This is a genomic window from Carnobacterium sp. FSL E2-0243, from assembly GCF_038003605.1.
Classification (GTDB): domain Bacteria; phylum Bacillota; class Bacilli; order Lactobacillales; family Carnobacteriaceae; genus Carnobacterium; species Carnobacterium maltaromaticum.
Window position 1 is genome coordinate 1,055,025 of the sequence record NZ_JBBOPM010000001.1, and the last position, 13,846, is coordinate 1,068,870.

15 protein-coding genes and 1 tRNA gene are annotated in these 13,846 nt (G+C 34.2%); all 16 read left to right on the forward strand.

Translation table 11 applies throughout. The annotated features are described in order from the left end of the window. The first annotated feature begins 324 nt into the window (after window positions 1-324). The 16 genes from MHI00_RS04900 (at window position 325) to MHI00_RS04975 (ending at window position 13,832) form a co-directional block, all read left to right on the forward strand. Window positions 325-1,113, forward strand: a complete 789-nt coding sequence (locus tag MHI00_RS04900; protein ID WP_341111617.1) for a glycoside hydrolase family 25 protein — start codon at window positions 325-327, stop codon at window positions 1,111-1,113. Window positions 1,114-1,372: 259 nt separating this feature from the next. Continuing rightward, window positions 1,373-2,215, forward strand: a complete 843-nt coding sequence (locus MHI00_RS04905) for a metallophosphoesterase (protein WP_057001616.1) — start codon at window positions 1,373-1,375, stop codon at window positions 2,213-2,215. A 96-nt stretch (window positions 2,216-2,311) separates the two neighbouring features. Beyond that, on the forward strand, window positions 2,312-2,668 hold the full coding sequence (locus MHI00_RS04910; RefSeq protein ID WP_015077095.1) for a YxeA family protein: 357 nt from the start codon (window positions 2,312-2,314) through the stop codon (window positions 2,666-2,668). Window positions 2,669-2,775: 107 nt separating this feature from the next. Further along, window positions 2,776-3,480, forward strand: a complete 705-nt coding sequence (sfsA, locus tag MHI00_RS04915) for a DNA/RNA nuclease SfsA (protein WP_056999272.1) — start codon at window positions 2,776-2,778, stop codon at window positions 3,478-3,480. Window positions 3,481-3,506: 26 nt separating this feature from the next. Continuing rightward, window positions 3,507-4,511, forward strand: a complete 1,005-nt coding sequence (locus MHI00_RS04920) for a Gfo/Idh/MocA family protein (protein ID WP_057001615.1) — start codon at window positions 3,507-3,509, stop codon at window positions 4,509-4,511. 647 nt (window positions 4,512-5,158) lie between these two features. Continuing rightward, a complete protein-coding gene (locus MHI00_RS04925; RefSeq protein WP_016356566.1) occupies window positions 5,159-6,448 on the forward strand; it encodes a DEAD/DEAH box helicase in 1,290 nt (429 codons plus the stop codon). A gap of 123 nt (window positions 6,449-6,571) precedes the next feature. Beyond that, a complete protein-coding gene (locus MHI00_RS04930; RefSeq protein ID WP_056999270.1) occupies window positions 6,572-9,268 on the forward strand; it encodes a sigma 54-interacting transcriptional regulator in 2,697 nt (898 codons plus the stop codon). A gap of 218 nt (window positions 9,269-9,486) precedes the next feature. Further along, window positions 9,487-10,737 (forward strand): PTS sugar transporter subunit IIC, encoded by a 1,251-nt coding sequence (locus MHI00_RS04935; protein WP_056999269.1) that lies wholly within the window; start codon window positions 9,487-9,489, stop codon window positions 10,735-10,737. A gap of 197 nt (window positions 10,738-10,934) precedes the next feature. After that, entirely contained in the window at window positions 10,935-11,252 is a 318-nt protein-coding gene (locus MHI00_RS04940; protein WP_010051677.1) for a PTS sugar transporter subunit IIB, read from the forward strand. A 72-nt stretch (window positions 11,253-11,324) separates the two neighbouring features. Further along, on the forward strand, window positions 11,325-11,651 hold the full coding sequence (locus MHI00_RS04945) for a PTS sugar transporter subunit IIB (protein ID WP_056999268.1): 327 nt from the start codon (window positions 11,325-11,327) through the stop codon (window positions 11,649-11,651). Window positions 11,652-11,918: 267 nt separating this feature from the next. After that, entirely contained in the window at window positions 11,919-12,236 is a 318-nt protein-coding gene (locus tag MHI00_RS04950; RefSeq protein ID WP_010051681.1) for a PTS sugar transporter subunit IIB, read from the forward strand. Window positions 12,237-12,268: 32 nt separating this feature from the next. Then, window positions 12,269-12,598: a PTS lactose/cellobiose transporter subunit IIA gene (locus MHI00_RS04955; RefSeq protein ID WP_010051682.1), complete on the forward strand. Its 330-nt coding sequence runs from the start codon at window positions 12,269-12,271 to the stop codon at window positions 12,596-12,598. 162 nt (window positions 12,599-12,760) lie between these two features. After that, window positions 12,761-12,988, forward strand: coding sequence for a hypothetical protein (locus tag MHI00_RS04960; protein ID WP_010051683.1), 228 nt, complete (start codon window positions 12,761-12,763; stop codon window positions 12,986-12,988). Between the two features lie 5 nt (window positions 12,989-12,993). Continuing rightward, window positions 12,994-13,179, forward strand: coding sequence for a DUF6609 family protein (locus MHI00_RS04965; protein ID WP_010051685.1), 186 nt, complete (start codon window positions 12,994-12,996; stop codon window positions 13,177-13,179). After that, window positions 13,180-13,590: a DUF3284 domain-containing protein gene (locus MHI00_RS04970; protein WP_015077087.1), complete on the forward strand. Its 411-nt coding sequence runs from the start codon at window positions 13,180-13,182 to the stop codon at window positions 13,588-13,590. Between the two features lie 169 nt (window positions 13,591-13,759). Then, a tRNA-Arg gene (locus tag MHI00_RS04975) sits at window positions 13,760-13,832 on the forward strand. Window positions 13,833-13,846: the final 14 nt, after the last annotated feature.

Here is a 13,846-nt window from a genome sequence, read left to right on the forward strand (position 1 = left end):
CATGGTTCTTGTTGCTTTGTCATGGTTCTCGTTGCTTTAGCAACTTAGAACCATGATACACATCCATCGAAGATGGACTGTGATCCTTAACACAATTCATCTTATAAAAAAAACAGTATGAATCGACCCGAAGAGAAAAATTTAAAATAATCGAAACTAGTACTAATTTTTCCATATAATGAATTTAGACAAGGAAGTTTTTAAAATGAATTTTACCTACTTCTTTCTTAAATTAAAAAATTTCTTAATACTTATTTTGAATTTTTATGCTAAAATAGAAACAACTGTTTGCATTTTTTTGTTTTGTGCATAATTTATATAAGAGTGACTAAGGAGGTTGTACAAATTTATTACTTAAATAAAGACCCTAGAAAAAATCCAACTAAAATAATTGCAATGATTGGAGTAGGGCTAGTATTTATTGTATTCCTTTATTTAATCATTAGTAAGGTTTGGGGACTTTCTTTTTTTCCGCAACAAGAGATAAAAGATTTTCCAATCAAAGGTGTGCAAGTTTCAGCAGACGAAGGCCATTTAGATTGGCAATCTATTGAAGAGTCAAAGTTATCTTTTGGTTATATTCAAGCAACTGAAGGAAGTAGCTACCAAGATGACCAATTCATGGTTAATTGGGATCGCATTAAAGGAACAAATTTACGTCATGGGGCCAGTCATTATTTTAGTTTTGATAGCCCTGGAGCTACCCAAGCAGAAAATTTTTTACAAGTATACCAGCCTACAAATAGTGATTTACCTCCAGCTATAATTATTGAATTTTATGGAAATAAACAACAAAATCCTCCTGATAAAACAAATGTGGAAACTGAATTGAAGGCGTTTATTTCAACTGTCAGTGAGTTAACACAACAACAACTAGTTTTATGTACAAATCGAGATATTTATGAACGTTATATTAACGGGAAATTTCCTGAAACATTGATTTGGTTAGTGGATACTACAAGTTCTCCAGACATAAAAGAACCTATAAAATGGAGTTTTTGGGAGTATACTGAAGATGGAACTTTAGGCAACAAAGCAATTAAACAAAACAGTTTAGATTTAGTTGTTTATCGAGGTAGTGAAGCAGAGTTTAAGGCATTGGGGCAAAAGTAAATTTAATTATAGTTAGTTGCTAGCGCCTCGGAAAAAGATAAATTCCCGATTCTTCATTCGATCTTGAGCAAACTCAATAAACTTTTTAGTGAGCTACTCGCCTCAACAATCTTTTTTTATAAGGCTAGCTCTTATGAACCAACTCCTCGAGAAAAAGATAAAAATTCGAGATGGCAAAAAGCGCCATATCAATTTTTCCTATTTTCTTATCGGAGCTACCCGGCTAAACGAGCTTTTTATTACAAGGAGGAATCAGATTTTGTGGACTTATTCTATCATTTTAATTGTGTTAATTTTAGCAGTATTAGCTATCTATTTATATAATCAAAACCATTGGGTTGGATTGACACGATTTCAGTTAACAATTCCATATTTAGCTACGTCATTAAAAAATAAAAAAATTGTTCATATTTCTGATCTGCATATTCCAAGGAATAATGTTTCTTTGGAAAAAATTATTAATTTAACAAGGGATGAAAAACCAAGTTTGGTTGTTTTAACAGGTGATTTAGTTGACGTTCGAGGAGAGCTACCTAAAATTGAATTGGCACAGTTTGCAAAAGAATTAGTTGAAATCGCACCAACTTTTGCAGTAACTGGAAACCATGATTTGAACAGTGGGCATCTTCAAGAATGGGAAAATATATTAACTGCTGCGGGCGTTCGTGTATTAATTGATGAAGCAGAATGGCTTCAAATTGAAAATGCAGGTCTTGTTGTTATGGGGTTATCTGAAAAAGAAAATTTTAAGACCTTATCGGTTCCGTTACTAAATGGAATTCAATTAAATGAAGGTATGCAAGAACAGCCTAAACTATTGCTAGCTCATCATCCAGAGTTTTTTGAACAATATTACCTTGATAAGACGAAAGCGCCAGATATTACGTTTACGGGTCATGCACATGGTGGTCAAGTTCGAGTGCCGTTCATTGGTGGTTTATTCGCACCAGGACAGGGACGTTTCCCGAAATATACAAGTGGAGTTTATTATCATCCAGAAATGAAAAGTAAACGAATGGTTGTTAGTCGTGGAATAGGAAACTCTAGCTTTCCATTTAGAATCAATAATCGACCTGAATTGGTTGTCGTGACCTTGAACTAACTATTTTGTAAGATTAGATTCTTAGTTTGTAAGAAGAATCGTAGGACTAATTTTCTGATTTTAGATATACTTAGAATCAGAAATGAGGGATTTTACATGAAAAAAATAATTAGTATAGTAGTGCTCGTATTACTTGTAATTGGTGGTAGTTATTATTTTAAAAATTATACAGGTCAAGATCTATATACAAAAGTTAATGCTCCTATAGAGGAACTTAAAACAAAAGACAATAAAGGGAATACTGTCCTTGATTATCGTTATAAACTGAAAGCAATTGATGAAAAAGGAAAGATAACGATGATTGATTTCACTGGAAGTATCGGGCGTCCATTGCGTGAAGGTGCGTATTTAAAGGTGAAATATAATCATAAAAAAGGCGTTTTATCATGGGAAGAAACAAGTAAATCTTCAATTCCTAAAAAAGCGTTACTTGAAATTGAATCAAATCAGTAATGAGAGTAGCTGTTGACAAAAGTCAGCACTACTTTTTTTGTTGTTTGACAGTTTATTTAAATTTGGTATGATAGGAAAGAAGTATTTAAAAAGTGAGGACAAGCAAAATGGCAGAGTATGCAGCTATCATACCAGCAATTTTTATTGAAAGGCCCAACCGTTTTATTGCTCTATGTGAAGTTGATGGGGAGCAGAAAGTAGTCCATGTTAAAAATACAGGACGTTGTAAAGAATTATTAATTCCAGGTGTTACAGTCTATTTAAATTATGTTCCTTCAAAAACAAGAAAAACGGATTATGATTTAATTGCTGTTAGAAAAGGACCTTTATTAATTAATATTGATAGCCAAGTACCGAATACAATTGCAGTTGAGGGATTACTAGCTGGACAAATTAAATTACCACAAGTTAAAGGCAAGATTATTCAGCTAAAGCGTGAAGTAACTTATTTGCATTCTAAATTTGACATTTATTTTGAAACTGATTTAAATGAGAAGATATTTGTTGAAGTTAAGGGAATGACCTTAGAAGATAGTGGTATTGTATCATTTCCAGATGCACCTACGTTACGTGGCTTAAAGCATGTAAATGAGCTGAGTTTAGCTATAGAAAATGGTTACCAAGGAGCAGTCTGTTTTATCGTTCAAATGAGCCAGGCAAATTATGGAACGATTAATCGAAATATGCAGCCTGAATTAGCTGTTGCAATTAAAAAGGCACAAGAAAAAGGCGTAGCAATAGTAGTTTATACTTGTCATGTGACCCCAAGTCAGATTACAATAAAGGAAGAGATTCCATTTAAGCTAGAATAGGAAATCACTTAAGGGAGAGTTGTCCAATGTTAAATTTAGGAATTATAGGAACAAACTGGATTACAAATCAATTTGTCGATGCTGCGATTGCAACAGGAGAGTATCAGTTAGTCGGTGTCTATTCACGTAAATTAGAACAAGCTGAAAAATTTGGTGCACCTTATCAAGCAACTATTTTTGAAAACGATTTAGAAAAATTCGCACAACATCCTGAAATTGATGTTGTTTATATTGCTTCACCAAACAGCTTACATTTTCAGCAAGCTGTTACATTAATGGAAGCTAAAAAACATGTTATTATAGAGAAACCTGTATTTTCTAACCCTAGTGAATGGGAATTAGCTGTTGAAGTTGCTGAGAGAAACAATGTTCTTATGTTAGAAGCAGCAAGACACATTCATGAAGAGAATTTTGCAATTGTGAAAGATGAAATTAGCAAATTAGAAACTATTGCGGGAGCAACCTTTACCTATATGAAATATTCTTCACGATATGATCAAGTTTTAGCTGGGGACGAGCCTAATATTTTCTCACTACGTTTTTCAGGTGGAGCATTATCTGATTTAGGTGTTTACAGCGTTTATGCGGCTGTTGGTTGGTTTGGCATGCCAGAAAGTTGTCATTATTTCCCACAAAAAATAGCTACAGGTGTAGATGGTATGGGGACAATTATCTTACGCTATCCAACTTTCAATGTAACCTTGATTACTGGTAAAATTGTTCAATCGTATTTACCTTCAGAAATATATAGTTTAGATAAAACTATCGTAATGGATGGCGTGAATGCAATTTCATCAATTGAGGTAGTAGATTGGAAAAATGATCAAACGATGCAATTAGCAGCTGCACCAAAAGAAAATCCAATGGTAGATGAAGCTAAAGCTTTTGCAGATGTTATTAATGCACCTGATACAGAAGAAAATAAAGAAAAGTATGCAAGTTGGTTAAAATTAAGTCGTGAAGTCAATCAAGTTTTAAAAGCATTGAGAGACGATGCAGGAATTGTGTTTGAGGCTGACACAGAAAAATAGGTAAGAATAGTGAATATATAAATTATTGATAAAGGGGTGTATCTAATGTTTCGTTAGATATATTCCCTTTTTGCCATGGCTCTAGGCGCAAAGCGCCGTAGAGCCATGGCATGCAAACCGTAGAGAGAAAGGAAGCAAAGTCTCACTATGTTCGCTTTGTACCAATTCGCTAAAGGGCGAATCCCTTAACCTCAGTGGCATAATCCTAAAAGTATTTCGGCTCTAGGCGCAAAGCGCCGTAGAGCCATGGCATGCAAACCGTAGAGAGAAAGGAAGCAAAGTCTCACTATGTTCGCTTTGTACCAATTCGCTAAAGGGCGAACCCCTTAACCTCAGTGGCATAATCCTAAAAGTATTTCGGCTCTAGACGCAGAGCGCCGTAGAGCCATGGCATGCAAACCGTAGAGAGAAAGGAAGCAAAGTCTCACTATGTTCGCTTTGTACCAATTCGCTAAAGAGTAAAAACAAAGGATCAAAGTCGTCTTAGCAGCCGCTTTGTACTAATTCACTAAAGGGTGAAAGCCTTAAGTGAATTAGCAATTTCATGAAAATCAGCTAAATTTGACATTGAATCAATACAATTCCATTATTTTAAAGTATAATAGGATTGAATGTGATGAACATTAGAGAAATGAGGAAATTAGATAATGAAATTAGAAGCAAAAGAGTTACAAGCCTACTGGGAAAAATTAGGGTACCAAGAACCTTCCGTGATTCAAGAAAAAGCCTATGAACCAATGAAAGAGGGAGCGGATGTCGTTGGGATTTCGCCTACTGGGACAGGGAAAACGGTTGCCTATACGTTACCTATTTTGGCGAAAACAGTTGTTAAAGGTGGACTTCAAACAGTTATTATCACGCCTTCACAAGAGCTAGCAGTTCAAGTTGCTGCAGTTGTAAAAGAATGGGCAAAAGAGGTAGGTATTACCGTTCAACCTTTAATTGGTGGAGCAAGTATTAAGCGTCAATTGGAAAAATTAAAACAAAAGCCTGAAATTGTTGTAGGTACTGCAGGTAGAATTTTAGAAATTTCAGAAATGAAAAAATTAAAATTGCATCAAGTAGCAACTGTAATTTTAGATGAAGCCGATCAGCTATTGCAGCAAGATCAATTAGCAACTGTTCGTAAAGTTGTCGCTAAAATTCCCAATAAACCACAGTTAGCTTTCTTTTCAGCAACAAGCAATGAATTAATGCAAGATTTACCAAAATGGTTTAATGTAGAACCACTTTGGTTAGACGTAACTGCAGAAGATACCTCAGCTGGTAAAGTACTGCATGCTTATATTGAGACGCCAAATCGTAAGAGAACAGAAATGCTAAAACGTCTGACTCAAATCTCAGATTTTCGAGCATTAGTTTTTATCAATAATGTTGCCAATTTAGTAACTGTAGCTGAAAAATTAAGTTTTGAAGGAGTTTCTGTTGCTGTTTTACATGGTGAAAAATATAAAACAGAACGTCAGCATGCTTTACAACAATTTAGAAATGGTAAGGTTAAGTTATTATTAACGACAGATGTGGCATCTCGTGGATTAGATATACAAGGTTTGCCTTACGTAATTCAGTATGATTTACCTGTAGCAAAAGAAAGCTATGTGCATCGTTCTGGTAGAACAGCTAGAATGGGGCAAGCAGGGACCGTCTTAACACTGGTGAATGAACGTGATTTACGTGACTTCAAAAAAGTAATTGCTCCTTTAGAATTAGAATTAACGCGCTTGTATTTATTTGGTGGTGAATTAATGAATGAACGTCCTGAAACGATTACGGATGAAGTAACGACTAAGACAACTGAAAAAAGTAAGGCTAAAGCGAAAGAAAAAAATACAGAGCAATTAAAACCAAGTACTAAACCGGCTGCTGTAGTGAAGAAAAAGCATAAAAAGAAAGATCAAAAAAATAAAGGTGCACGCAAGAAGAAAATCGATAAATAGAATTTAAACAATAAAAGTAAGTCGTTTTACTTGCTTTAGCTCACTGAGTGGATAGATAATACTTAAGCTCAGTGGACTATTTTTTGTAGTCTAGTATTTTGATTGAACAGGGGGATTTTTATTGTGACGAATCGAAAAGCAACGGTATTTTCATTTTTAGAAAGTCGTTCTGAAAAAATGACAGCGGTTGAAATTGCGGCGGGATTAGATTTAGACCGAGCTAATGTAAGTCGATACTTAAATGAATTATATAAAGAAAAGAAAATTGAAAAGATTAACGGACGTCCGGTTTTGTATCAACGATTAGAATCTAGTCCTATAATAAGTCAAGAAGAGGAACCAGAAGAGTCTTTTTCACATTTAATCGGAAGTAACGAATCTTTGAAAGTGATGATTCAGCAAGCTAAAGCTGCAATTCTATATCCACCTCGAGGCTTGCACACGATTATCTTTGGAAAAACTGGAACAGGTAAATCGTTATTTGCTGAATGCATGTATCAATTTGCGATAGAGGCCCAGACCTTACCGAAAGATGCACCTTTTATTTCCTTTAACTGTGCAGATTATGCTCAAAACCCGCAATTATTATTTGGACATATTTTTGGTATTAAAAAGGGTTCCTATACAGGGGCTTCAGAAGATCGAGTAGGTCTAATGAGTAAAGCAGACGGCGGGATTTTATTCTTAGATGAAATTCATCGCTTACCGCCAGAAGGTCAAGAAATGCTGTTTACTTTTATTGACAAAGGAACTTACCGTCCATTGGGAGAAAGTAGCCAAGTTTATGAAGCTAGTGTCCAAATTATTGGTGCAACAACAGAGAGTTCAGATACTTTATTATCAACTTTTAATCGCCGCATCCCAATGATGATTACGCTCCCACCTTTAGATCAGCGGAGCCTCGATGAACGGTATGAGTTAGTTGCGACTTTTTTGCAAAAAGAATCCAATCGTTTAGGGCAAAAAATTGTTGTTGAAAGAGACGTGTTGTTAGCTTTTATGCTCTACCATGCCGACGGAAATATTGGCCAAGTTCAGCGCGATTTAAAATTGGTTTGTGCGAAAGCCTTTCTACATTATCGAACACATCAAGAAGAATATTTAAAAATTTCGCAAAAAGATTTACCTTTGCAAGTTCAAAAAGGATTGTTACGGGTTAAAGAAGCACCAGAAAAAATGGAGCGTTTAATTGATAATAAGGTTAATGACTTTACGTATATCCCAGTTGACCAAAAAGGACAATCAGAAAATGATCTATCAGCTGATATGAGTGTTTATAATGTTATTGAAGAAAAAGTCGGGGAAATCATGGCTGAAGGTGGTATTCAAGACATTGATTTAGAAGAATTAATGGCAACGGATATGACGAAATATTTCCGTGATTATGTTGAAAAGTTATCAATGAGTGATGCTCATCAAGATTTGATTCCTAGTCAGCTTAGAAATTTGACAGATCGCTTGTATGATGTGGCGGAAGAACGACTAGATCGTAAGTACAATCCAAAAGCACGTTTTGCATTTGCCTTACATTTACAAAGCTCTCTTGAGCGCATCAAAGAAAATCGTCAAATTGTTCACCCTGACTTAAATAATGTCCGAAAAAAATATTCTAAAGAATTTCAAGTAGCCATCGATTTATCTGGAATGATTGAAGAGGAATACCAAATTGAAGTGCCTTTTGATGAGATTGGATTTATTACGATGTTTTTAACGTTGGATATCAGTGATACAGTTGTACCTAAAGCTGAATTGGTTTCGATTATGGTTTTAATGCATGGTAAATCAACAGCAACAAGTATGCTCGAGACAGTTCAAGATTTATTAGATACAAATGTTGGTGGTGCGATAGATATGCCCTTAACAATGGAAGTCCAAAAAATGTATGAGAAAGTCAAAAAAACAATTACGGAAAATCCAGAAACATTTAAAAATGGTTTGTTAGTTCTTAGCGACATGGGATCTCTAACTTCTTTTGGAAATATGATTTCTGAAGAATTAGGCATTCGTACAAAATCACTTTCGATGGTAAGTACTCCTATTGTTTTAGAAGCTGTTAGAATGGCTTCTGTTGGTCGGACGTTAGAGGATATCTATCAAAGTTGTCAACTGACTTTTGAAAATATGGTTAAGTCCAGTTTAAAAACAGAAAAACCTCAAAAGAAAGCTGTGTTAGTGACTTGTTTCACTGGTGAAGGTGTAGCTAAACATTTAAATGAAAGAATTAGTCCGGTTATAGATCAAAGCCGAACGAAAATTATTCAACTGCAATTTTTACACCGTGAGGCTTTCAAACAACATATTGATGAGTTAATGGAAGAATTTGAAATTAAAGCTATTGTTGGGACTGTTGAATTTGATTATCAAAACATTCCTTATTTTTCAGCATATGATATTTTTGATAATGAAAAACTGAATATTTTGAAACGCATTGTGGATGAAGATATTCCAATCGAACAAATGATTCAATCGTTAGAAGGAACGATTCGTAATGTTGGTTCTGTTCATAAGTTAGTCATGCAATCACAAAAAATCGTTCATCAATTACAAACAGATATGCATATTATTGTGGAGCCAGGGGTAGATACTGGGATTATCATCCATTTAGCCTTTTTAGTTGAACGTCTTAAAGTAGGTTCAATGATCCGAGAATTTCCAAATTTAGAAAATTATGTAAAAAAATATCGTTTAGAGGTTGATTTAGTCAAAGCAGCGCTAATGACATTGGAAAAGCAGTATAGGGTAGTTATGGTTGAAGATGAGGTAGCTTATATTGTTCAAATGTTTATTGACAATCAAGTTCAATTAACAATCAATAAATAAAAAAACAAACTTTGTAGACGATTTCATATGTGTGTAAAAAAAGAATGTAGTGTGTAAATAAATAAAAGAGTAGAAAATGCTTTATTTTAAAGGGTTTTCTACTCTTTTGTTTTTGGCACGCTATTTGCATATATACTTAGTGTACAAGTAAATAATGAGATAACACGTTTTTAGTAATGAGTTAGACGATTACTTGTTAAATGAAGGAGGAAGTTAAAATGGACGGTTTTATTAATTTTATGGAAAAGCACTTTATTCCAACAGCTTCAAAAATTGGAGCTCAACGCCATTTAGTCGCAATTCGTGATGCATTTATGGTGACAATGCCTTTAATGATTTTAGGATCATTAGCAGTATTATTAAACAACTTACCAATTCCTGGATTCCAAGAATTGATGAATTCAATTTTCGGAGGAGAGGCTTGGAAAGGCTTCGGTGGAAGTGTTTGGAACGGAACTTTTGCAATTTTATCTGTGCTTATTGCATTTTTAATCGCACATAACTTATTAAAAGGCTACGGTAAAGATGGCGTAGCTGGTGGAGTTGTTTCTGTCGCATCATTCTTTGCCTTAGGCGGAGCAACAGGAATGTCATCAAACGGTTTGTTTATTGCTTTAATCGTTGGTATCACTTCAGCAGAAATCTTTAATCTATTAGTTGGCAATCCAAAATTAATCGTTAAAATGCCAGATGGTGTTCCACCGGCTGTAGCAAAATCATTTGCGGCATTATTCCCTGCAATGATTACAATCAGTATTTACGGTTTAATCGCAGCAATTTTTGCTGGATTTGGCGTGACTGATATTATCGCTTCATTCTATGAATTAGTTCAAAAACCATTTATGGGTCTAGCTAGTACTTGGCCATCAGCTTTACTATTAGCATTTATTACACCATTCCTATGGTTCTTCGGTTTACACGGAGCAAATATGATTGAGCCTTTAATGCAATCAATCAATTTACCAGCAATCACTGCTAACCAAGAAGCAATTGCTGCTGGAGATGCAGCACCTTATATTGTGAACAAACCATTCTTTGATTCTTTTGTTAACTTAGGTGGTACTGGTGCTACTTTAGGATTAATTATTGCTATCTACTTGTTTGGTCGTCGTAATAAAGCGCACATGGTTGTAACAAATTTAAGTGCAGCTCCTGGAATTTTCAACATTAACGAACCAATGATGTTTGGTTTACCAATTGTTTTAAATCCAATTATGTTTGTACCATTTGTTTTAACACCAATGATTTTAGTAACAGTTGCTTATTTTGCAACAAGTACTGGACTTGTTCCAGCAGCAATTGCAATGCCACCATGGGTAACACCACCAATTATTGGCGGATTTATTGCTACAAACAGCATTGCAGGTGGAGTATTAGCAGCAGTAAACTTAATAATTGCTATTGTTATCTACGCACCATTTGTTAAAATTGCTGAAATTCAAGAATTAAAAAAAGAACAAGCAATTTAATTTAGTAGGAGGCTGAGAATTAGGTTCTCAGCCTCCTTAATTTTTAGATAATAATGGTAGCCCTTTCAAGGTGTTGTATGGTAAAATAGAATTGTTAGATGAATAATAGCTTAGAAATTATTTTAAATTAGAGATACGGGGTTGAGAAATTTTGCTCAACTTAAATGAATTAAAAAATTAGGACGGAGTGAAATAAAATGGCAGAAAAAACAATTATGTTAGTATGTTCAGCAGGTATGAGCACAAGTTTATTAGTGACAAAAATGGAAAAAGCAGCAGAAGCTAGAGGTATAGATGCAGAAATTTTTGCAGTATCAGCTTCAGAAGCTGATTCAAATTTAGAATCAAAGAATATTGATGTAATGTTACTCGGACCACAAGTTCGTTTTATGAAAGCTCAATTTGAGCCAAAAGTAGCAGCAAAAGGAATTCCATTAGATATTATAAATATGCAAGATTATGGTATGATGAACGGTGATAAAGTTCTGGATCAAGCTCTTTCTATGATGAAATAATTAATAAAGTAGTGGGAGTTTGTGCGAAAGCATAACTCCCCTTTACTTTTCCTAAAGGAGATGTAGCTAGTTTTGGCGAAAAAAACAATCGTATTGGTGTGTTCAGCGGGTATGAGCACAAGCTTATTAGTATTGAACATGGAACGAGCAATTGAAGCTAGAGGGCTTGATATTGATGTTTTTGCTATTTCAGGTTCAGATGTGGCGGATTTTTTAGAAAAACGACCAATTAATGTCATGTTATTAGGACCACAAGTTCGTTTTATGAAGCGACAATTTGGTCCGATATTGGAACCACGAGGAATTCCAGTTGAAGTTATTACCATGAAGGATTATGGTTTAATGGATGGAGAGAGCGTGCTAATCTGGGCTGAAGAATTAATGAAAAGCGCCAATTAAAAAGTGTTAAAGAATTTATCAACTGCTAGTAATTAGGTGATAAGTTCTTTTTGTTATATCAATAAAAAAAAGCAATGAATCATTTATTAAGTAAACCTATACCACAGATTAGGTTACATTAGTGTGTAACTGTACGAAACTAAAAGTGTGTAGTGAAAAAGCGCTATAAATAGCTTTCTGACAAGCTTTGAGTTTTTTAAAAGTTGGCACGGTACTTGCATTATAATAAGGTGTAGAGATTAAATAATGAAATTGGAGTGAATTAAAATGGCAGAAAAAACAATTATGTTAGTATGTTCAGCAGGTATGAGTACCAGCCTATTAGTAACTAAAATGGAAAAAGCAGCAGAAGCACGCGGATTAGACGCAGAAATTTTTGCAGTCTCTGCTTCAGAAGCTGATACACACTTAGAATCAAAAAATATAGATGTGATGTTATTAGGACCACAAGTTCGTTTTATGAAAGCTCAATTTGAACCAAAAGTAGCAGCTAAAGGAGTACCTTTAGATATTATTAACATGCAAGATTATGGCATGATGAATGGTGAAAAAGTATTAGATCAAGCATTATCATTGATGAAATAATAATAAATTAAATAACGAAAGGGTGTAATATTGTGGGAGATCAAGAAAATTTAGAAACAATTATGGGATTAATTATTAATGGAGGAAATGCTAAAAGTGACGCAATGGAAGCTATCCAAGCAGCTAAAAAAGGTGACTTTGAATTAGCAGATCAAAAATTAATTGATTCAGATAAAGCGTTAGTGGAAGCACACCATTCTCAAACAGGTATGTTAACACAAGAAGCTCAAGGGGATCATGTTGCAGTAACATTGCTAACAGTTCACAGTCAAGATCACTTAATGAACGCTATCACTTTCCGTGACTTAGCAAAAGAAATGGTTGATTTATATAAAAAAATGGCTGGAATTCCAGTAGCCTAAATTTAAGCTTGTATAAAGGGGAAGAATGAATCTTCCTTTTATACAAGAATTGATTTGAAAGCGGATTCTAATTTGTGGAATTTATGACTATTTTTACTTTACTTAGAAAAGTTATCTATTACAAAATTGTTAAATAAATAATTAGGAAAGAAGGAAAGAAAAATGATCGTATTTAATGCACCAGTTCAACAAGATAAAATTATTGAAACCTTAACAAGCTTTAATGAAGAGGGAATAAGCTACGAATTTGTTGAGAAAAAAGGAATTAAATTGTACTTTAAGTCAGCAACAGATGATCAAGAAGCCGCGGCTAAAAAAGCCAAAGAAATCATTAAAGGAACTCCATATGGCGGAGTCTTGTACTTTCAAGTAACAGTAGAGGAAGGATGAGTTAAATGCAAAAAAATGGATTGTTTGTAATGAGTATCGGAATGTTGACAATCATGTCTAGTGCTTTTGGAGCTGAAATGAAAATAAACTATTTCATTCTAATTACGGGTCTATTTTTAATAGGCACAGGATTTTTTATTTTCAGAAAAGGAAAGTCACAAGGAAATGAAAAGACGGAGGGGAAAAAATAGATGGAACTGATTAAAGAATTAAATGTATCCGCTGAGTATTTTTATGGACGAGTGATGGAATCTGTTTTATATGATATTCGTCAACATACTGAAAAATCAATGAGTAAAGATCAACTTTCTGGTTTCTCTTATAGCAAACAATTCGCTCCAAAATCCTCAGGAAAGATTATTATTACTGAAATTTTAGAGAATCAAGTATATGCATTTAAAACAATTACAAGTCGAAATGAATTTGATGCCAAATATGTAATTGATGCTATTGATGAAACACACTGTCGCGTAACTTATACGGAAAAAATGGAGTCAAATGGAGCATTCCAAACTATGAATGATCGAGTAGTAGGGACATTATTAAGTTATTTCCGTAAAAAGAATATGAAAAAGATGCTACTTTCAATTGAGCAATTATAAGTAGAATTCTAAATAAAAACAAAGGTTGGTTTTAACTAATCTTTGTTTTTTTGTTTGAAAGAGGTGTTTAATTTTTTATTAAATTAGAAATAGTGAAATTGAAAAAAAGCAGATACTGACTAGACAATTGTGAGCTTTCATGAGAAAATATAGCTTGTGAGCTTTTGAAGTTCCTGTAGCTCAGGGGATAGAGCACTCGTTTCCTAAACGGGGTGTCGCTGGTTCAATTCCAGTCAGGAACGTAACGGAAAATATG

What these genes read in the sequence shown, in the direction of transcription:
- MHI00_RS04940 (WP_010051677.1), top strand. Translation starts at nt 10,935, where the DNA reads ATGGCAGAAAAAACAATTATGTTAGTATGTTCAGCAGGTATGAGCACA.
- MHI00_RS04925 (WP_016356566.1), top strand. Translation starts at nt 5,159, where the DNA reads ATGAAATTAGAAGCAAAAGAGTTACAAGCCTACTGGGAAAAATTAGGG.
- MHI00_RS04960 (WP_010051683.1), top strand. Translation starts at nt 12,761, where the DNA reads ATGATCGTATTTAATGCACCAGTTCAACAAGATAAAATTATTGAAACC.
- MHI00_RS04920 (WP_057001615.1), top strand. Translation starts at nt 3,507, where the DNA reads ATGTTAAATTTAGGAATTATAGGAACAAACTGGATTACAAATCAATTT.
- MHI00_RS04935 (WP_056999269.1), top strand. Translation starts at nt 9,487, where the DNA reads ATGGACGGTTTTATTAATTTTATGGAAAAGCACTTTATTCCAACAGCT.
- MHI00_RS04965 (WP_010051685.1), top strand. Translation starts at nt 12,994, where the DNA reads ATGCAAAAAAATGGATTGTTTGTAATGAGTATCGGAATGTTGACAATC.
- MHI00_RS04970 (WP_015077087.1), top strand. Translation starts at nt 13,180, where the DNA reads ATGGAACTGATTAAAGAATTAAATGTATCCGCTGAGTATTTTTATGGA.
- sfsA (WP_056999272.1), top strand. Translation starts at nt 2,776, where the DNA reads ATGGCAGAGTATGCAGCTATCATACCAGCAATTTTTATTGAAAGGCCC.
- MHI00_RS04950 (WP_010051681.1), top strand. Translation starts at nt 11,919, where the DNA reads ATGGCAGAAAAAACAATTATGTTAGTATGTTCAGCAGGTATGAGTACC.
- MHI00_RS04910 (WP_015077095.1), top strand. Translation starts at nt 2,312, where the DNA reads ATGAAAAAAATAATTAGTATAGTAGTGCTCGTATTACTTGTAATTGGT.